Genomic DNA, 19,522 nt, shown 5'->3' with positions numbered 1-19,522 from the left:
ACGCTGCCGCTATCGAGACAGCGTTGATAATTTTTATCAGTCGCCCTTCGTAGTGCGTGCAGTTGGGCGATATCGCATGCAGCACCTGGAACTGCGGGATACCGCTACCGCACACACCCACCTGATACTGTCGCCTGGTTGCTGCCTTACACCACCAACGCCTGCAGCGACTCCCGCTCCAGTTGCGCGTACAACGCAAATTCGTCGTGCACCTGCGCGCCCAATGCCTGCTCGAAACTGCGCTTGCTCGAATGCGCGGCGTAGGCGCGTTGTTCCGCCCCGCCGAGATTCGACTGGAAGATACCCGCCGCACTCACCGGCAAAAAATCTTCATAGATGATCGGATCGGCGCTGACCAGGCCAAGCGCGATCGCAGTTTCTGCTGGCATCGCGGCCACCTGTGCGGGATCGGCGCGGCCTGCCTCGGTGAACGCATAACGGAAATAGCCCAGGCCTTCCTGACGCAGCAGCGCTTCGTCATCGGGAAACGCCACAAACGCCGTCTGCAGGCGCGTGGCGTAATCGGCGCCGGTGCTGCCGGCCCCATCGCTGTCGCGTGCCTGCGCCAGCAACGCGTCGTACAGCGCGCGGCCCTTGGGCGTGAGCGCAAGCCCGCGCTGCTCGATCTCGCCAAAGCGCGCGGTGTGCGTGCCATGTTCGGCCAGCCCGCTGTCGCCGACAAAGCGCACCGGCTCTTCCAGGGCCTTGAAGCTGGTCTGCCGCAGCAGGATCGGAATGCGCCGCTGCGGCGGGCCTTCGATCACCGCCTTGGCATCGATGCCGGCACGCTGCATCTGCGCCTGCGCCGCATCGATATCCAGCGTGCGCGGCGTCAGGTGATTGATGTGCGGGCCGTGGAAGCTCACCACGTCGGCAATCAACTTGTGCGCCTCGCTCAGCGCGCGGTAGGTTGGCAGCGACACGGTGGCATCGCCATGCCAGCGGAAGGTTTCCAGCGCTTGCGCCACGAATTCCTGCGCCTGCGCCGCCTCCAGCCCGCCGTGACGCTCGTGCTGTTCGATCAGGTCCAGCGCGCCGGCAGTGAAGATCTGCCGCTGCTGCAGGATCTGCTCGGCCTGCGCACGCAGCGCGGCATCTTCGATCAACTCCAGCCGCAGCAACGAGGTGAACACGCGGAACGGATTGGCCGACAGCGCCGCATCGTCGATCGGGCGGAACGCGGTGGAATGCACCGGCACCCCGGCCACCGACAGGTCGTAATAGCCCACCGGATGCATGCCCATCACCGCAAACAGCCGGCGCAAGGTGGCCAGTTCCTGCGCGGTGCCGACCCGGATCGCACCGTGTCGTTCCAGATCCAGCCGCGCGCGCTCGTCGTTGCGCTGCAGGCGCGCCGCCAGGGCGGGATCGGCGCTCAGGGTGTCGGCGTTGACCTGCGCCACCAGCGTCATCAGGTCGCCGTACAACGGCACCTCGGCGCGATACATGTCCGACATCGCCTGGGCGAACAGGCTGCGGATGTGATCGGGAGAGACAAACACGGTATCGCGCATGGGCTGGTCTTGGCGGAGCCGGCCAACGCCAGCGTTACCGCATTCTCGCCGACCGCGCCCTGCGGCGACCAGCTGCACGGCAGCATGCGGGCGAACGCGTTGGCGTGCAGACAGTCGCGCGGCAAGCACACTGCGTACGCCTTGCCGCGCCAGAGCGTGTGATGCTTCTCAGGATCAGAGGCGGTGGTCGTTAGCGATGCGGAGCCGGCGCTGCGTGGTACCGGCTCGGCTGGCCGGCCAAGGCAAGCCGCGCGACGCACGCTCCATGCCGCTAAACCCCGTGCCGCTCAAGGCCAACCCATTCGGGAAGCCCGGAGGGAATCACACGGTCTAAAGCCCGGCCTGCGCCGCGGCCTCGTCCGCTTCGCTGGCCTGGCGCGCGGCTTCCAGCCGTTGCGTATGGTCGCCAAGTTGTCGACGCAGCAGCGTATCCAGCGTGATCGGCCGCTCCCAGCGGTCGTAGCTGGCGACGATGGCATGCCGCAGCGCACGCATGTGCGCGCTGTCCGGGCTGGCCGACAGCCGTGTGACCACGCCTTGCCAGCCATCGTGATGGTCGCGGCTGTACGCACGCACCGCGTCGCGACAGGACAACTGCAGCGTCTGCGCCCAGAAACAGGCGAAATAGATATCGCCCGCATGCCAGCCATGCACCTGCAGCAACGCCTGCACGTAACCGCGGGGGGTGCCGGTGTAGCGCGCCACTTCGGCGATAAAGCTGTCCGGATAGCGCTGCGCGTAGCTGCCCATATCGGCCAGATGCTGGTCCACCCACGCATCACCAGTGCCGGGGATCACCGCCGGCGCCACCGGCTCTGCCGCAGCGCCAGCCGCTGGCGTTGCGGCAGGCGAGGTCTGCGCTGCCGCCAATATCGGCAACAGCAACGCCATCAGCAATGGCAGAGATCGCAACAGGGCGGTGGGCAGTAAACGCATGTGCCGATGATGCCGCATGCCCGCGCCGGTGTCAGGCCGATCGCAGCGCTGCGCCATGTCACACGTGGCCAACAGTCGTCAGGCAGGTGGCGCGCCCAGACTTCAGCGTAGGCGCGTGGTACAGGTCGCACCGCGCGTCGGCAACGCACCTGCGCCGGTTGGCGCAGCAGGAGTGATCTGCGCTCAGTGCAGCTCGTAAAAACCGATGTGATGCACTTCGCGGCAACCGGTCAGGTCGCAAGACCCAACATAGCCCGGACCGATGTAACGCTGCCGCGCATCGCGGTTGTGCGGGCTGCTGTAAGGGTCCGGGCCGTACAGCCCGTTGCCGTAATAAATCTGCCCGTAGGGACGGTTACGCGATGCACCCAGCCGCAGTCTGGCGCCATATCCCGGATACCCGCTGCCATCGCCGACGTATCCACCGTAGCGATCGTCCGAATACCGGTCGGCCGCGAATGCAGCATTGCCATCGCGCCCATTCGGCCGGGTCTGCAAGGTCGCGATACTCTGACCGTGGGCATCCACATAGCCTTGCTCACGGTCGAAGCGCACCGTGCGGAAATACACCAACTCCCCACCCTCCCGACGCGTGCGCAGGCGAACATAGTCGCCGCCATCGTCGTAGTACGGCTGGCCGTCGCGAAAGATCACTTCGCTGGGGTTGATGACTTCTTCTTCGAGCTCGGCAGCAGCCAGCGGCAGCGTGCCCACCAGCAGACCCAACAACACGGCCAGGCTGGTGCGATAGGTAAACGACAACATGTGCATTGGTGATCCCCAAGGTCGGCCATGCCTGCGCCCGGCCGGAAACGTCCTGTTGCTAGGGCACCTCAGCGTGCCCGCCTGTTGCATCCGCAGTGGTTTTGTTCGCCGCTTTTAGCTTAGCGCGTGCTGCCGGGCCAATGCATCCAGCGCCTGCACCGCCGCCGGCCAGCCGGCCGCATCGGGCACTTCGTGCATCCGTGGCTCGTCGGCAGCCACGCCGTGCTCCTGCTCGTGCGCCCAGGTCACCGCGTACGGGGTGTAGATGCCCCAGCCGCCTATGGCAAGCACGGGTTCCACGTCCGAGCGCAGTGAGTTGCCGATCATTACAAACTGCTGCGCCGGCAGGTCGAACTCGGCCAGCACGCGCGCATAAGTCTTGGGGTCCTTTTCGGACACCACCTCGACGCGCGGAAACAGATCGGCCAGACCGGATTGCTCGATCTTCTGCTCCTGATGGAACAGATCGCCCTTGGTGATCAGCACCACCGCATAGTCGGCCGCAATCGCGCTGACCGCCTCGCGTACGCCGGCAATCACCTCCACCGGGTGCTGTAGCGTGGCGCGGCCGATCTCGACGATGCGCTGGATGTCGCGCGCGGCAATGCGCGCCTGCGTCAGCTCGATCGCGGTTTCGATCATCGACAACGTCATGCCCTTGGCGCCGTAACCGAACACCTTGAGATTGCGCCGCTCCACCGCCAGCAGATGCTGCTGCATGCGGCTGTCGCCCAGGTCCAGATAATCGGCCAGAATCGCTTCGAAATCCGCTTCGGCGCTGCGGTAATAGTCCTCGCTCTTCCAGAGGGTATCGTCGCCATCGAAGCCGACCAGTTGGATCGCCTGGCCGTCGCGCTGTGCAAAAGAGGTCATCGCACAAGTCTAGCAGCGCACTGGAGCGTTGCCATGCTCAGTCGCCTGCGGCATCGCCCGGGCCGGGCTGGTAGCTGGCGAACTCGTCGCGCGACAAACGCCCATCGCCATTGCTGTCGAAGCCGGCGAAGTTCTCGCGCAGGACCGGGTCCGCACCGGCTTCGGTCATCGTCAGCGACCCATCGGCATCGCTGTCCAGGCTGCGAAAGCTGCGTGGCACCAGAGCGCCTGCTTGCGGTGCGAGCGACGCCTCCGCGCCGCCTTTGGCAGTGGATGACCTGGGCACATCGGCAGGCAGCAATGGCGTGCTGGCAGGCGTTGGTGGATCGATTGGCAAGGGCGACATCGCCGGTGCAGCGGTATTGGATGCCGTCGGCGACGGCAATGGCGCCACGATGGGCAGCTCCGGTGGCGCGGCGAGCCCTAGCAATGGACTCGACAAGCCGACCAACAAGACGATGCGCAACTGAAACATGAAAGAAGACCGGGCAGAAGGCCACACTACCGTAGCGAGGCAGACGTAAAGAAAACGGGAGCGACCCTGGCAGATCGCTCCCGCATGTCCATCCTGTTACTTGCTCATACCGGGCATCCAGATAGCGATGTCACGGATCAAACGACAACTGCTGATCAAACACCTGCTACTGCGAAATCTGCCTCCTGATACTTGGAAAATGTCAGCAAACAAACTCACTTACGTTGCAACCTACTGTCTTAATTGCCTTGCGACCCACTCGCTGCGCCACCCTGCTGCTTGACGACAAACGCCTTGTACTCGTCCGGTGTCAATTGCCCGTCCTTGTCGGAATCGGCGTCGTTGAAGATCTGCGCAAGCCCGGCGTTGACCTGAGCCTCCTGTGTACTGATGGCGCCGCTGCTGTCGGTGTCGACACTCGCCCAGGTCTGACCACCGCCGGAGGACTGCGCAGGTTGTGCCGCAGTGGTGGCAGAACTTCCCGACTGGGCCGACGTCGCGGCGGCATCCTGTTGCGTACTCTGCGCCATGGCCGGTAGCGCCAAAGCGGCAGCAAGGGCGGCGGTGGCAGCGAGCAGCGAGATGCGGTTGCGATTCTTCATTTGGGTGGTCTCCTTGGCTTGGGAATGCACGGTATCGCCGCGCATGGCATCACCCTACCTGGCGCGAATGAATGCAAAACCCACCCTAAATTTGCGCAAAACATCCTTTTAACCACAGCGCGGATATTTGCGACTAGCCATCTGTTAGGTCTCGATGAGCCAAACAGAAGTGGCTCATTCAATGCATGAAAATATGCGAACTCCCGCACATTTTTTCGGGCGATGTCAGGCGTTCGGCGGCGCGTCGTCCCAGCTTCCGGAACTGAACAGTTTCCAACCGAGTACCACGCCGGCAATCGCGCCGAACACTTCCAGCACCACACGCGATCCCAGCTCGTTGGGATCGTGGATCCTGGCCAACGCGATACGCGCATACAACGGCGACTCCAGCCGCACGATGCTGGTGTAGACGAGATTCCAGATGTCGTAACCGGCGCCGATCGCAACCGCGAGCAGGCAGGCGATCCCCAGCGTGTGCCCATGGGTGAACTGCAGGCGCCGCCCGCTGTACTCCACTGCCGCAAACACCAGCACTCCCAGCACCAACGCGATCAAACCAGCCTCCAGCGAACCGAGCAGGCCGAAGTGCAGAGACAAATTCATCGTGACGATCCGGGCAGCAGGCGCATCAGTCTAGCGGCTGCGGGCGACCGATCACTGCCAGACCCGCAGGAACGACCGGTCACGCGAATGGGGATTGGCTGGGCAAACCGATTGCTCGATCGTGCGACAAGCCACGCTCATGCATCGTCCTGCCCGCGCGCGCTCACCTGCGCCTCGCCCTCTTCGTCCCACTGCACGCTCACCGAGATCGGCTTGCAGCAGACCTGGCAATCTTCGATGTAATGCTGATCGCCGCCGGTCAGGTCCAGCGTCAGCGTGATCCACTCCCCGCAATACGGGCAGGCGATATCGACAAAACGTTCCGGGTCGGACATGACAGTTCCTTGAAGTGGCAATTCACGCTACGCGGCAATCAGGCCACGCGCAGCGCGCGGATGGCGGGCAGCACGCGCAGTGTACGAGCGGCGTTGACCGCTGCCGAGCGCCCACGACCACCGGCGACAGCGCAGCGGCTTCGTGCCCGATCAGTTGACCGGAACGTCGTACGCAGTGTCGGGCGTGGGCTCGGGACGCAGAGTGAAGTGCCACCACTCCATCGGATAGTTGGCAAAGCCCTCCGCCGCCATCGCACGCAGCAAGCGCTGACGGTTCGCCCGCTGCGCGGCGCCGATATCGGGTGCATCGGTATGCGCACGCGCATCGAAGAAATCGAAATCGGTGCCCATATCGACCACAAGACACTGGCCTGATCGGCAATCCAGCAAGCCCAGATCCAGCGTCGCACCGCGGCTATGGCCGGAGGTCTCGGCGATGTAATCGCCCAGCAGCGCGCGCTTGTCCACGCGCGGGTAGTACTGCGCCTTGCTCGCCTGCTCCTGCAGATCCGCTGCCCAGGCCACGAACGCCTGCACCGCCCGCACCGGTCGATAGCAATCGAACACCTGCAGCCGATATCCCTGCGCCTTGAGCGTACGCGCCACCCGCGCCAACGCCTCCGCCGCCGGACGCAGCAGATAGCAGGTCGGCGCCGCATACCCCGGCACCACACGCCCGGTGAAGTTGTTGCTGCCCGCATAGCGCATGTCCACCGCGATCTCCGGCGCAAGGCTGCGCAAATCGATCAGGCCGGCTTGTGCGGGTGTCTGCGCTGGCGAAACGCGCACCTCGGCTGCGTTTACGGCAAACGGTAGCGCGACCATCATCAGCAACGTTCTCCAGATCGCCTGCGGCCAGTCACGGCGCTGAGTTTGTAACAGTTTGGTTTTCTGCATGGTCTTACTCCTGTGCAAGCCGCAAACGACGCGCGCCATTCGCCGATCTTTACCCAATTGCCGAAGAGGTGGCTTGGCCACTTCGAGCAGGATCCGCTTACGGCCCATCGCCCTCAAGCGGCTCGGCAGCGCCAGGCAGGCTTGGTGGCCGCAGTGGTCCGGTCAACGCATACAGAATGCGCAGATCCTCAGCATCCAATGTGCGTGCATCGTTGCCGCGATAATGATGGTGAAAGGCGCGCAGCGTCGCGGCGGGATCCTCGACGCTGTAGCCGAGCAGGGCGAGCGCTTGCCACGGGTCGAAACCGGCCGGCGCAGCCGGTGCATCGGCTACGGGCCAGCGGCCGAATCCGGCGTCGGCCAGGCGTTTCCAGGGAAACAGGGGGCCGGGGTCGTTCTTGCGCGTCGGCGCGACGTCTTCATGGCCGACGATCTGCGTGCGCGGGATGCGCAAGCGCGTGCACAGGTCGTCCAGCAAGACCAGCAGACTGTCGATCTGCGCGGACGCGAACGGCTCACTGCCGTCGTTGTCCAGCTCGATGCCGATCGAAGCGGAATTGATGTCGGTAATGGTGCCCCAGCGCCCGGCACCGCCGTGCCAGGCGCGCTGGTCGTCGCTGACCAACTGATAACGCTGCCCATCGTCGCCGATCAGATAATGCGCACTGACCCGGCCACCGCTGTTACGCCCGCGCAGCGTACTCAGACTTTGCTGCACCGAGTGCTGGTCGGTGAAGTGCAGCACGATCAGGATCGGCCGGCGCGTGTCGTAATTGGGCGACGGCACCCACTGGGCCAGCGGATTGCGCTGCGGCGCATGCGCGCAAGCACCCAACGACAGCACGACCAGGCAACACGCGGCGCGTAGCCAGAGCGATGGCGACAGGGTGGTAGTTGGCGACATCGGACTCTCCGGGTGACTGGCGAAACGACAAGGGTATGCGCCGTGCCTGCGCCTGGATGGACACCGCACGCGGTGCACCCATTATCTGCCGAGCGTCGTGAAGTTGCAGCGGCCGCGAGCAGCCCTACAAGCGCGGTAGGCACCGCGGCATGCGCCACGCGTACACTGCAATCCATTGCGCTCGTCGCAGGTGCAGAATGCGCTTGCAGCATTGGTCTCTCGCACAGAACCTCGTCAGTCGGTATATCCATCAAGAGCCTTCTTCATGCCATTGTCGCGCCGCCTGTTGACGTTGTTGCTGCTGGTCACCGGCCTGCCCTGCAGTGCAGCTCCGGCAATGCATGCCGTTCCTGTGCAGCAAACGACGCCATTTGCGGTCAGCGATGCGCAGCTGACAGCCGATTACTGGATCCAACGCAGTCGCACCGCACCAACGCTGCGCATGACTTCCGCAGAGATCGCCAGCTTCAATGCGCGCCTGCTGCGTGACGATGTCTCCATGCACGATCTGTCACAGCTGCCCGAAGCTCTCCCTGCTGCCGATGTACGCGCACGCATCGAGAAGCTGTCGGCCACGCCAACGCGTGCGTTGTACGGCGCGGACGGAATGCCCATCGACGCAACACGCTTGGCCGCGTTGCGCCACGCACTGGCATTGGATGCACTCCCCGCCCAGGTAACGCCACGCTTCGCGCTGGTGGTGCGGCGCACCGCGCTACGCACCTTCCCAACTACGCAACGTGTGTTCACCACCACTGACGACCACGATATCGACCGCTTCCAGGAGTCGGCGCTCTACCCCGGCACGCCGGTGGCGGTGTTGCATACCAGTGCCGATGGCGCATGGCAATTCGTGCTGGCCGCCAACTACGCCGCATGGATTGCCAGTGATCGTCTCGCCATCGGTACACGCGCCGAAGTGCTGGACTACGCACAACGCAGCCCACGCGTGATGGTCACCGGCGCACGCGTGCAAAGCGCTTACACACCCGAATTACCTGCGATCTCAGCACTGACGCTGGACATGGGCACCAGCGTGCCGCTGCTCACTGACTGGCCACAGCAACAGCCGGTCAACGGGCAGTTGCCGCTCGCTGCCTATGTCGTGCAACTGCCACTGCGCAACGAAGAAGGCCGCTTGCAGCTGGTGCCGGCACTGATCCCGCGCGGTGCCGACATGCGCATTGGTCCGTTGCCGGCCACCCATACAGTGTTACTGCGTCAGGCATTCAAATTCCTCGGCGAGCGCTATGGCTGGGGCAACGATTACGACGCGCGCGATTGCAGCGGCTTCGTGTTGGACGTCTATCGCAGCCTCGGCATCGCCTTGCCGCGCAATACCGGCGATCAGGCGCGTAGTCCGGCGTTACGTAACGTAACTTTCGATATTCGCGCGCCATTGCCGCAACGCCTGCAACAACTCGCACAACTGCAGGTCGGCGACCTGCTCTATATTCCGGGCCACGTGATGCTGGTGATCGGGCATGAACATGGTGCGCCGTGGGTCATCCACGATGTGGCCGGCGCCAACTATCGCGCGGCCGATGGCAGCGTGCAGCGCGCGCGCTTGAACGGCGTATCGGTCACCCCGCTGCTGCCACTGCTCGCCAGCGACGGCACGCCGTTTGTCGATCACATCACCCGCATCCAACGCATCGCACCGATTGGTTCCCCATGAAGATCACCGGCTTCCGCCTCGGCATGCTGCGCGTGCCGTTGAAAACTCCGTTCAAGACCGCGGTACGCACTGTGCAGGCGATCGAGGATGTGGTGGTGCTGTTGCAGACCGACAGCGGCCATATCGGCTATGGCGCAGCGCCGGCCACCGCACCGATCACCGGCGATACGCATGGCTCCATCGTCGCCGCGATCCAACAGTGCATCGCCCCGAAGCTGATCGGCCAGGACGTGGCCGATCTCAACCGGCTATGTGCGCTGGTGCAACACGCGCTGGAACATAACAGCAACGCCAAGGCTGCAGTGGAAATCGCGCTCTACGATCTGTGGGCGCAGGCATTGGGTACCCCGCTATATCAGGCGCTCGGTGGCGGCACGCCGCGCATCACCACCGATATCACCATCAGCGTCGATGCCATCGACACGATGGTGGCCGATGCGCTATCCGCGCTCGCACGCGGGTATGGGTCGCTGAAGATCAAGGTCGGCAAAGACAGCGATTCGGATGTCGAACGCATCAAGGCGATCCATGCAGCGGTCGCTGGGCGCGCATCGCTGCGCCTGGATGCCAACCAGGGTTGGACGCCCAAACAGGCGGTGCGCACCATGCGCACGCTGGAAGACGCCGGCATCGTGATGGAACTGTTGGAGCAGCCAGTCAAGGCGGCCGACATCGACGGACTGGCCTTTGTCACGGCGCGGATCGACACGCCGGTGATGGCCGACGAAAGCGTGTTCTCGCCGACCCAGGCGATCGAGCTCATCCAGCGCCGCGCCGCCGACATCGTCAACATCAAACTGATGAAGACCGGCGGACTCTCCAACGCAATCCGCATCGCCGATATCGCGGCGTTATATGGGGTGCCGTGCATGATCGGTTGCATGATCGAATCCAGCATCAGCGTGGCGGCGGCGGTACATCTGGCCGTGGCCAAGGCCGACAGCATCACCCTGGCGGATCTGGATGCGCCCGCACTCGGGCAGTTCGATCCCACCGAGGGCGGAGTGCACTTCGACGAAGCGCAACTCCATATCGACGACTCGCCGGGTCTGGGCATCCGACGCATTCGCGGACTGGAGCTGTTGTCGGATTAAAGCGCCGTTGGATATTTCTGGTCGAGGGCGCGGTGCCCTCACCGCTCCCGGACACGCCGTGAATCCATCCATGGAGGTTCGGTGGCGGCATCCATGCCGCCACACGGTCCCGCAAGCGGTGAGGACACCGCACCAGAGAGTTAGTCGGTTGCTTTGCTGAAAACCATGCATACCCACACTCTTGACTGGTCCTTGCCCGCCCACCGTCGCGGGACCTTACGCGGCATGGATGCCGCGTAAGAGCCTACACGGACGTACTTGCGGCGTGTCCCGCGACGGTGGGCGGGCAAGGGCCCTGCAGCCAAGCCACAGATCAGCCGCTCTGCAGCCGATTCCTTCATAGAACCCAAGGCTCCCATAACAACCGAGATGTCACAGCCTGAACAAAAGTGGCTGACAAAACGTCGCAAGCCATGGGCTACCGGGTAGCGACGGCCCACCTAGAACCAGCATGTACGAGTGGCAGATGCCCACCGAGCGACGGCAGAGCCTCTTGATAGTGGCGAAGTAATCTTGTCAGCCGCTCCAAGCCCCGCCAAGCACGCATACGAACATCACGCGCGCATGCGCCACACAGCTGCATTGCTAGGTAAAGTAGCGATAAGGTGTTTGCAAGTGATGCAGTGCCGAGGCACCGCACTGTCGCCGCCAGCGACCCATCGACTCAACGCAGCTCACCCCTGCCAGACCCATTCCTCCGGAGCCTGCATGCGCCTTGCCACCGTGTTTCGATCCATCGCGTTGTTGGCGCTGACAAGCTGCAGCAGCCTTGCCGGCGCTGCCGGTCCAATCGATGCGCTGAATCGAGCGCGCGCATTGATCGTGGTGACCACACCGGACTGGGACAGCACACAGGCGCGCCTGCAGACATTCACCCGAGTGGATGGCCACTGGCAACCGGCCGCACCCGGGTTTGCGGTGGCGCTGGGCCGACATGGCAGCGCCTGGGGCGATGGCCTGCATCCTGCACAGACGCAAGGCCCGCAGAAACGCGAGGGCGACGGCCGCAGCCCGGCCGGTGTCTTCGCTATCGGCCCTGCCTTCGGTTATGCCCCGAGTATCGACAGCACGATGCCGTACCAGGCGATGACCGCCACCAACTACTGCATGGATGTACCGAGTTCGCCGCTGTACAACCGCATCGTCGATGCCGCCCAGGTCGGTGAGGCCGCAGTGGCCGGCTCGACCGAACCGATGCGGCTGGATCTGCAACATCCCGGCGATGCACGTTACAGCGAGGGCTTTGTGATCGCGCACAACCCCAACGCGATCCCCGGTCATGGCAGCTGCATCTTCGCCCATCTGTGGCGCACGCCAGGCCAGTTCACCGCCGGTTGCACTGCCATGGCGCCGGCCGATATGCAACGCCTGCTGGCCTGGTTGAAGCCCGACGACAAACCGCTGTTCGTGCTGTTGCCGCGTGCCGAATACGCACGCTTGCAAGCACAGTGGCAGCTGCCCAAGTTGAAGGACGCCGCACGATGAACACACCGGTTCCTGCTCCCGATTCCACTGGCCTGGTGCGCGTCGTCAGCCGTTGGCAGATCGTCGGATTGTCGATCAACGACGTGATCGGCAGCGGCATCTATCTGCTGCCGGCAGCCACTGCCGCATTGTTGGGGCCAATGAGCCTGTGGGCGGTGATGCTGGCCGGCTTGGCGGTGGCCTTGCTGGTGTTGTGCTATGCGCAGGCGGCGAGTTATTTCGATACGCCAGGCGGTAGTTATCTGTACACGCGCGAGGCGTTCGGCCCCTTCGTCGGCTTTCAGATCGGCTGGATGATCTGGCTCACCCGCATCAGTTCGGCAGCCGCATTGAGCAACGGCCTGGCCGACGCGGTCGCGCGGTTCTGGCCGACCGTCGCCACCGAGCAGTGGGCACGTCTGCTGGTGGTGGTCGGCTCATTGGGATTGCTCACCGCCATCAATGTGATCGGAGTGAAATCGGCCGCGCGCACTGGCATCGCCCTGGTGATCGGCAAGCTGGTGCCGCTGCTGTTGTTCGTGGCAATCGGCCTGTTCTATGTAGATTGGTCGTGGGCCTTCGCCGGCAACACACCGGATCTGCGCGACCTGGGCAATCTTGGCGAAGCCGCCTTGTTGTTGCTGTTCGCCTATGCAGGATTCGAAAACATTCCGGCGGCCGCTGGCGAATACCGCAACCCACGCCGCGATGTGCCGTTCGCCTTGATCACCATGATTATCGTGGTGACACTGATCTATGCAGCAGTACAAGTCGTCGCACAAGGCACGCTGCCCAATCTTGCCGCCTCGCCTACACCGTTGGCCGATGCCGCAAGCCGCTTCGGTGGCGAAGCGCTGGCGCTGATCCTTACCGTTGGCGCCACCATTTCCATCCTCGGCACCACCAGCAACACGGTAATGCTCGGGCCACGCTTTTTGTTCGCGCTCGCACAAGATGGGTATGGCCCGGCATTTCTGGCGCGCGTGCATCCGCGCTTCCACACCCCTGCAGCGGCAGTGATCACCCAAGGCGTGTTGTCGCTTGGATTGGCGTTGTCCGGGTCGTTCACGCAGCTGGCGCTGTTGTCGATGGTCACGCGGCTGTTTGCGTATATCGGCACGGCTGCAGCGGTCATCGTGCTGGCGCGTCGTTACCGGCAACGTACCGACACCTTGCGTCTACCGGGTGGGCCAGCCATTCCCATCGCCGCACTGCTGTTGTCGCTTGGCCTGCTGGCCAGTGCCAGCTGGCAGAATCTGGCCGCCGCCGGCATCGCCTTGCTGGTGGGCTGGGCGTTTTATCTGTTCCCACGCAAGCAGGTCTAAGAGTTTCGCAACACACTCGCGCAGGGCTCACGCACACCTAACCCCACGCGCCCAACGCTGCAGCTCTCACCTGCATGGGAGTTTGCGATGAAACTGCGCCGTGTCTACAGCACACCCGATATCGCTAGTGCGCAACGCGTCATGCAGGCCGCACGCAGCGCAGGCATCGACAACGATGCACTGTCGCTGATTGCCCGTTCGGATATCGAGCTGGAAGACGTGCCCGACGAGCGCAAGAATGCCAAGACCGATTTTCTTCCCGCTGCCGCGCGTGGCGCCGCGACGGGCGGTGCCGCAGGCCTGGTCGCCGGTCTGGTTGCCATCGCAGTGCCTCCCATCGGCCTCACCATTGCCGGGGCCGGCGTCATGGCGCTGGCAGGCGCGCTGGTCGGCACCTGGTCGTCTGCACTGATCGGGGCCACCGTACCCGATCCGATCCGTCGCCAGTTCGAAGAGGAAATTCAGGCCGGGCGCGTCCTGGTGATCATCGATGCCGACGAGCCATCGCTGCTGCATGCCGAAACCAGCCTGGTGGCTGCGGGTGCAACACCATTGCCCTACGAGGCCGCATCGGCGGCGACTTGAATACGGTCGGAGACGGGCGACAGCCCGCCAAATGCAAAGGCCTTGGTTTCAGCATCGCAAGCGGGACCGGTTTTACCGCACTCATCGCGAACCGACGCCTTGATGCCCTCCTCACCTGCCCTGGCAACGGATTTAACACCTGCCCACTTACGGTAGATGGCACATTCACCATGGAGACGAGCATGAACGTGCCGTATCAGATTCCAGGCCGTGCGCCGGACGAAGACCGCAGCCAGAACGTATCCAACTATTGGCGCGAGCGCTTCACCGAAGAGCCGTATTACACCGAAGGTGACCGTTACGAAGATTACGAGGGTGCCTATCTGGCAGGACATGAAGCACGTATCCGTGAAAACGCGCGTGCCTATGACCAGGTAGAAGCCGAATTGCACCGCGAATGGGAAGCCAATCGCGGCACCGAAGGTTTGAGCTGGAGCAAGGCCCGTCACGCAGTCAAGCGTGCCTGGGAAAACGCGACAGACTTTGTCACCGGCGACAGCAAGTCAAAGCCCTGAAAACAACAACGCCACCGTCTAGGTGGCGTTGTTGTATCAGCGTGTGGGTCAGGCATCAGTCCAGTGGCGGCGGTGCCGCGCGCGAAATAGGCAACCTGTTGTCGACATCCATCGCATCGCGCGTGTTCTTCTGCACCGCAACCGCACCGAACAGACTCAATGCATACGCCATCGCGTAAAAGCCTTTCTCACTGAGCAACAAGGTCGCGTTGATCAAGCCAATCGCCAATAGCAGCAGTGCGATGATCAGCGAGAACCAGCAGATCGCGTAATACAGTCCCGTCACCGGAATACCGTCCGCGCGGTCACGCACACTCTTCTGCAACGACACCGATGCGAACAAGCCAAACAGCAGCAACGTAAAGTAGTAGCCTTTCTCGTTGAGCATCATCTGCGCATTCCACAACCCGATCAGGTAGGCAGCGCTGCCCAGCAGCAATGCGGCCCAGGATGCGGCGATAAAAGCAGGTGAGGTTTTTTGCGTGGCAGCCATGGAAACTCCTTTTCATGGTGGAGCAGGAAGGTGGGACGCACACGTCTCACAGAGAAAGTGATCTACAACAAGGCGGCCTCGAAGGCGTCGTGTAAGGTACTTGAAAACCCGACGCGGGACACGTTGCGGGAGGGCTGCAGCGTCACCGCGCCCTATCCCCTGGAGGACCACATGTCTGTCCGACGTCTGCTTGCCCTGGCCTGCTCGGCCACGCTGTTCACCACCGGCGCCGCATTTGCCGCGCCCGCCGCCGCACCTGCAGCGGCCATTCCCAAGGCGCAGTGGCCATTCCAGGCCACCACCGTTGCCGATTTCGACGAACCCTGGGCGATGACCTTCCTGCCTGACGGCAGTTTGCTGGTCAGCGAAAAACGTGGCTCGCTGATGCGGCTGGACCCCAAGACCAAGCGCAAAAGCGCCATCACCGGCATACCGACCGTGGCCTACGGTGGCCAGGGCGGCTTTGGCGATGTGCTCGCGCACCCGCGCTTTGCCCGCAATGGCCTGGTCTATGTGAGTTACGCCGAACCTGGCGAAGGCGATACACGCGGCGGCGCCGTGGCGCGGGCCAAACTGACCCTGGATGCCACCGGCGGCGGCACGCTGTCGGACTTCAAGGTGATCTGGCGTCAGGACCCCAAGGTCACCGGCAATGGGCACTTCGGGCATCGGCTGGCATTCGATCAGGCCGGCAAACTGTGGATCAGCTCCAGCGAACGGCAGAAATTCACCCCCGCGCAGGACATGAAGGCCAATCTGGGCAAGCTGATCCGCCTCAACGACGACGGCAGCGTGCCAGCCGATAACCCGTTCGTTGCGCAAGGCGGCGTGGCCGCACAGGTGTGGTCGCTGGGCCATCGCAACATCCTGGGCATCGCATTCGACAGCAAGGGCCGCTTGTGGGAACACGAGATGGGCCCAATGGGCGGCGATGAGCTGAATCTGATCCAGCGCGGCGCCAACTATGGTTACCCGATCGTCTCCAATGGCGACAACTACGACGGCACCCCGATTCCCGATCACAACACCCGCCCGGAATTCGCCGCGCCCAAGATCAGCTGGACACCGGTGATCTCGCCGGCCGGCTTTGTGATCTATAGCGGCAAGCAGTTCCCGACATGGCGCGGCAACGGCTTCATCGGCGGGTTGTCGTCGATGGCATTGGTGCAGGTCTCGCTCGGCGATCAGCCGCGCGAAGTGGCCCGCTACGACATGGGCGCACGTATCCGCGAGGTGGAACAAGGGCCGGATGGCGCGCTGTGGTTGCTGGAAGACGAAGCCAGTGGCAGCACCGGGCGTTTGCTCAAGCTGACACCCAAGAGCAAAGCCGCAGTCGAGAACGATGCGTAAGTTGGTGCATCGCCTGGATCGCTGCGCCACTGCGTGCTGCGTCAAGTAGCAGCACTGAGTGATGACTCGCACCATCGCCATGCGCTCGTTGAGCGCTGGCGATGGTGACGATCAAACGAATTGCTTGGGTGGCGATTTGCGCTGCATTGCGTCGGCTTGGCCAAACGCAACGCTCTTGCTGACAACCGCAGCAGCGCAAACTGGTGATGACCAGCCATTAGACATACGGTCAACCGAAAGCGGCGGCTCCAAACGCACCGGCTTCCTCGGAGGGCACGCTTTCAGCCTTCCAACAACTCGAAGGTCACTGCCTCGCCACTCTTGGCCGATGCGCAGACCCACACATCGAACAATCCCGGCTCGGCGCCGAATACGCCCTTGGGGTCGGTGAAGGCCAGCGCATCGCGTGCCAGGGTGAACACCACGTCCGTGCTTTCGCCAGGCTGCAACAACACCTTGCGAAAGCCCTTGAGTTCGCGCACCGGGCGCACCCGGCTGGCCACGCGATCGTGCACATACAGCTGCACCACTTCTTCGCCTGCAACGCGGCCGGTATTGGTCACACGCGTGGTGATGGTCAGCGCCTGATCCCAACCAACCTGCGCGCTGCTCAGCTGCGGCAGCGCATACGCAAACGTGGTGTAACTCAAGCCATGGCCGAACGGATACAACGGCTCGTTGGGCATTTCGCGCCAGCGCGCCTTGTATTCGGACAAGGTCGGCAATTCCGGGCGGCCGGTGCGCAGATGGTTGTAGAAATACGGCTGCTGCCCGGTCACCTGCGGGAAGCTGATCGGCAGACGCGCAGACGGGTTGTAGTCGCCGAACAACACATCGGCCACGCCGGTGCCGGTCTGCGTGCCCAGATACCAGGTCACTGCAATCGCATCGGCATCGCGTACCGCACCGCTCAATGCCAGCGCGCGCCCATTGCGCAACAACACCACCATCGGTGTGCCAGTGGCGGCAATGGCTTCGGCCAGCGCCTGCTGCGCCGGCGGCAACACGATCTCGGTGCGCGACTGCGCCTCGCCACTGAACCGCTGCGGCTCGCCCAGCGCCAGCACCACCACATCGGCGGCCTGCGCCGCATCGATGGCGGCGGAAATCCCGCCCGGCAGCGCCTCTTCCAGGCCGCAGCCCGGCACCACGCTCAGATGCTCGCCACCAACCACCGCACGCACGCCCTGCTCCAGGGTCACGTAGCGATCCTTGTCGCCGAACAGCGTCCAGCAGCCCTCGATGTTCTCGCGGTCCTGCACGAACGGCCCGATCAGCGCGATGTGCTGTCCGCTTTTCTTCAACGGCAACACTGCGCCTTCGTTCTTCAGCAACACGATCGAACGCCGCGCCGCATCGCGCGACAACGCATCGTGCGCCGGCAGATGCGCGGTATCGGCTTCGCGTGCCGGATCCAGCGAGCGATACGGATTGTCGAACAAGCCGATCGCTTCTTTGAGCTGCAGCATGCGACGCACGCTGGCATCCAGCGTGGCCATCGGCACCTCGCCGCTTTCCACCAACGACGGCAGATGCGCGGCATAGAAGCCGCTCTGCATGCTCAGATCCAGACCGGCCAGGAAGGCTTTTTTGGTCGCATCGCGCTCATCGGTGGCGTAACCGTGCGCGATCAATTCCATGTCGGCGGTGTAGTCGGAAATCACCACGCCAGGGAACTGCCATTCGCCACGCAGGATCTCGGTCAGCAACTCATGGTTGGCGCTGGCCGGTACGCCGTTGATGTCGTTGAACGAGGACATCACGGTCAATGCGCCGGCATCGAAGGCAGCCTTGAACGGCGGCAGATGCACATCGCGCAAGGTCTGCGGTGCGATGTCCACGGTGTTGTATTCCATGCCCGCCGCCACTGCGCCATAGGCGGCAAAGTGCTTGGGCGTGGCCAACAGCGAATCGGCGGCTTTGAGATCGCTGCCCTGGAAACCGCGCACGCGGGCGGCGGCAAACGCCGCGCCCAGCAACACGTCTTCGCCGGCGCCTTCTGCGCCACGGCCCCAGCGCTGATCGCGCGCAATGTCCACCGCCGGTGCGTAGGTCCAGTGCAGGCCAGCGGCGGTCGCTTCGATCGCGGTGGCGCGCGCGGTGCGCTCGGCCAGTTCCGGCTCGAAGCTGGCCGCCTCGCCCAACGGAATCGGGAACACCGTGCGCATGCCGTGGATCACATCGGCGGCCAGGATCACCGGGATGCCCAGACGGCTTTCTTCCACCGCCACTTTCTGGATCTGTACGCCCAGCGCGGCGCCAACACCATTGAACAGCGAGCCGACCCGGCCCTGCCGGACCTGCTGCAGCACCTCGTCGGCGTTGAGCACATTGGCTTCGGGATTCACGTCCGGCGCGAACGGCCGCACCATGTCGGCGAACACACCCAACTGTCCGACCTTCTCTTCGACGGTCATCTGGGCAATCAGGGTTTCGATGCGATCAGCAGCCATGAGATCCTTGAGAAAACGTTTACATGGCCGTCAATTCTAGCCTGACGCGACCGCGAGGATGCAACTCTTCTGCCTGTTCAGGCTGATGTTCAGCCCCGTTGGCAGACGTTGGACGGCAAAATGACGACCTGCCTTGCAGTCGCTCCAGCGCCACCGCAACCGTTCAATACCTGCCATCGGTGGGCGCCCAGAACCTCTAGACGGCCCAGCCGACGACAAGACCGAGCGCTACTGTAAGGCCAGGGAGCGGATACACCCTATAGAGAAGGTGGCACGTCAGCAGAAACGCGCGTGCGCTCGATGATCACCCCCACCGCCTGCGCCCCGCGCACCGCACCCGGCTTGCTCAGCTTCAGCCGCAGCCAGTGCACCCCAAACTCGTCCAGCACGATCGCCGCACAGCGTTCGGCCAGCGTTTCCACCAGCCCGAACTCAGAGGCCTGCACGAACTCGATCAGCCGCTTGCTCACCGCCTTGTAGTTCAGCGTGTCGGCAATGTCGTCGCTGGCCGCCGGAATGCGGTTGTCGAACCCCATCTCCAGATCGAACCGCAGCGTCTGGCGGATGCGCCGCTCCCAGTCGTAGATGCCGATCAGCGCATCGATTTCCAGGCCTTCGATAAAAACTTTGTCCATGGGAGCCGTGATTGGGGATTGGGGAT

The 19,522-nt window shown here is 63.6% G+C and carries 20 protein-coding genes; 7 read left to right on the top strand and 13 right to left on the bottom strand.

Translation table 11 applies throughout. The annotated features are described in order from the left end of the window. Positions 1-146: 146 nt before the first annotated feature. From hglS to AC1KVG_RS16370, 10 genes are all read right to left on the bottom strand, one after another. Entirely contained in the window at positions 147-1,514 is a 1,368-nt protein-coding gene (gene hglS / locus AC1KVG_RS16415; RefSeq protein WP_481095092.1) for a 2-oxoadipate dioxygenase/decarboxylase HglS, read from the bottom strand. Between the two features lie 330 nt (positions 1,515-1,844). Next, on the bottom strand, positions 1,845-2,468 hold the full coding sequence (locus AC1KVG_RS16410; protein ID WP_481095091.1) for a hypothetical protein: 624 nt from the start codon (positions 2,466-2,468) through the stop codon (positions 1,845-1,847). A gap of 165 nt (positions 2,469-2,633) precedes the next feature. Continuing rightward, positions 2,634-3,221: a hypothetical protein gene (locus AC1KVG_RS16405; protein ID WP_481095090.1), complete on the bottom strand. Its 588-nt coding sequence runs from the start codon at positions 3,219-3,221 to the stop codon at positions 2,634-2,636. 108 nt (positions 3,222-3,329) lie between these two features. Further along, complete coding sequence (locus AC1KVG_RS16400) at positions 3,330-4,088, bottom strand: HAD family hydrolase (protein ID WP_481095089.1); 759 nt, start codon at positions 4,086-4,088, stop codon at positions 3,330-3,332. Positions 4,089-4,125: 37 nt separating this feature from the next. Continuing rightward, positions 4,126-4,530: an EF-hand domain-containing protein gene (locus tag AC1KVG_RS16395; protein WP_481095139.1), complete on the bottom strand. Its 405-nt coding sequence runs from the start codon at positions 4,528-4,530 to the stop codon at positions 4,126-4,128. Positions 4,531-4,802: 272 nt separating this feature from the next. Further along, positions 4,803-5,165 (bottom strand): EF-hand domain-containing protein, encoded by a 363-nt coding sequence (locus AC1KVG_RS16390; RefSeq protein WP_043889810.1) that lies wholly within the window; start codon positions 5,163-5,165, stop codon positions 4,803-4,805. A gap of 225 nt (positions 5,166-5,390) precedes the next feature. Further along, positions 5,391-5,768: a hypothetical protein gene (locus AC1KVG_RS16385; protein ID WP_168959658.1), complete on the bottom strand. Its 378-nt coding sequence runs from the start codon at positions 5,766-5,768 to the stop codon at positions 5,391-5,393. A 137-nt stretch (positions 5,769-5,905) separates the two neighbouring features. Then, a complete protein-coding gene (locus AC1KVG_RS16380) occupies positions 5,906-6,103 on the bottom strand; it encodes a CPXCG motif-containing cysteine-rich protein (protein WP_006449379.1) in 198 nt (65 codons plus the stop codon). 150 nt (positions 6,104-6,253) lie between these two features. Then, entirely contained in the window at positions 6,254-7,000 is a 747-nt protein-coding gene (locus tag AC1KVG_RS16375) for a M15 family metallopeptidase (RefSeq protein ID WP_481095088.1), read from the bottom strand. Positions 7,001-7,097: 97 nt separating this feature from the next. After that, complete coding sequence (locus tag AC1KVG_RS16370; RefSeq protein WP_481095087.1) at positions 7,098-7,904, bottom strand: N-acetylmuramoyl-L-alanine amidase; 807 nt, start codon at positions 7,902-7,904, stop codon at positions 7,098-7,100. A 265-nt stretch (positions 7,905-8,169) separates the two neighbouring features. Here AC1KVG_RS16370 and AC1KVG_RS16365 point away from each other — a divergent pair, with 265 nt between their 5' ends. The 6 genes from AC1KVG_RS16365 to AC1KVG_RS16340 all read left to right on the top strand — a co-directional run bounded on the left by AC1KVG_RS16365 (position 8,170) and on the right by AC1KVG_RS16340 (position 14,565). Continuing rightward, complete coding sequence (locus AC1KVG_RS16365; RefSeq protein ID WP_183086915.1) at positions 8,170-9,582, top strand: C40 family peptidase; 1,413 nt, start codon at positions 8,170-8,172, stop codon at positions 9,580-9,582. Beyond that, complete coding sequence (locus AC1KVG_RS16360; protein WP_481095086.1) at positions 9,579-10,676, top strand: dipeptide epimerase; 1,098 nt, start codon at positions 9,579-9,581, stop codon at positions 10,674-10,676. Before AC1KVG_RS16365 ends, AC1KVG_RS16360 begins: the two co-directional genes overlap by 4 nt. A 708-nt stretch (positions 10,677-11,384) precedes the next feature. Beyond that, positions 11,385-12,161, top strand: coding sequence for a L,D-transpeptidase family protein (locus tag AC1KVG_RS16355; protein ID WP_481095085.1), 777 nt, complete (start codon positions 11,385-11,387; stop codon positions 12,159-12,161). Next, positions 12,158-13,465 carry an APC family permease gene (locus tag AC1KVG_RS16350; protein ID WP_481095084.1) on the top strand — a complete coding sequence of 436 codons (1,308 nt, stop codon included), beginning with the start codon at positions 12,158-12,160 and terminating at the stop codon, positions 13,463-13,465. The genes AC1KVG_RS16355 and AC1KVG_RS16350 overlap by 4 nt, the downstream gene beginning before the upstream one ends. A gap of 87 nt (positions 13,466-13,552) precedes the next feature. Continuing rightward, positions 13,553-14,050 carry a hypothetical protein gene (locus AC1KVG_RS16345; protein WP_023905428.1) on the top strand — a complete coding sequence of 166 codons (498 nt, stop codon included), beginning with the start codon at positions 13,553-13,555 and terminating at the stop codon, positions 14,048-14,050. Positions 14,051-14,232: 182 nt separating this feature from the next. Continuing rightward, positions 14,233-14,565, top strand: coding sequence for a hypothetical protein (locus tag AC1KVG_RS16340; protein WP_104551622.1), 333 nt, complete (start codon positions 14,233-14,235; stop codon positions 14,563-14,565). A gap of 55 nt (positions 14,566-14,620) precedes the next feature. Here AC1KVG_RS16340 and yiaA read toward each other — a convergent pair whose 3' ends face one another. Further along, complete coding sequence (gene yiaA / locus AC1KVG_RS16335; RefSeq protein ID WP_481095083.1) at positions 14,621-15,058, bottom strand: inner membrane protein YiaA; 438 nt, start codon at positions 15,056-15,058, stop codon at positions 14,621-14,623. 171 nt (positions 15,059-15,229) lie between these two features. On the opposite strand from yiaA, the gene AC1KVG_RS16330 reads away from it, so the two are divergent. Beyond that, the gene (locus tag AC1KVG_RS16330; protein ID WP_168959646.1) at positions 15,230-16,408 is read left to right on the top strand and encodes a PQQ-dependent sugar dehydrogenase; all 1,179 of its coding nucleotides are present in this window, start codon (positions 15,230-15,232) and stop codon (positions 16,406-16,408) included. Between the two features lie 281 nt (positions 16,409-16,689). On the opposite strand, the gene AC1KVG_RS16325 is transcribed toward AC1KVG_RS16330, so the two are convergent. Together AC1KVG_RS16325 and folB are read right to left on the bottom strand one after the other, a co-directional pair. Beyond that, a complete protein-coding gene (locus AC1KVG_RS16325) occupies positions 16,690-18,861 on the bottom strand; it encodes a glycoside hydrolase family 3 N-terminal domain-containing protein (protein WP_481095082.1) in 2,172 nt (723 codons plus the stop codon). A 257-nt stretch (positions 18,862-19,118) separates the two neighbouring features. After that, the gene (folB, locus tag AC1KVG_RS16320) at positions 19,119-19,496 is read right to left on the bottom strand and encodes a dihydroneopterin aldolase (protein WP_481095081.1); all 378 of its coding nucleotides are present in this window, start codon (positions 19,494-19,496) and stop codon (positions 19,119-19,121) included. Positions 19,497-19,522 lie beyond the last annotated feature (26 nt).

The organism is Xanthomonas sp. NCPPB 3959 (genome assembly GCF_056675575.1).
This window is presented reverse-complemented; position numbering and strand designations above follow the sequence as displayed.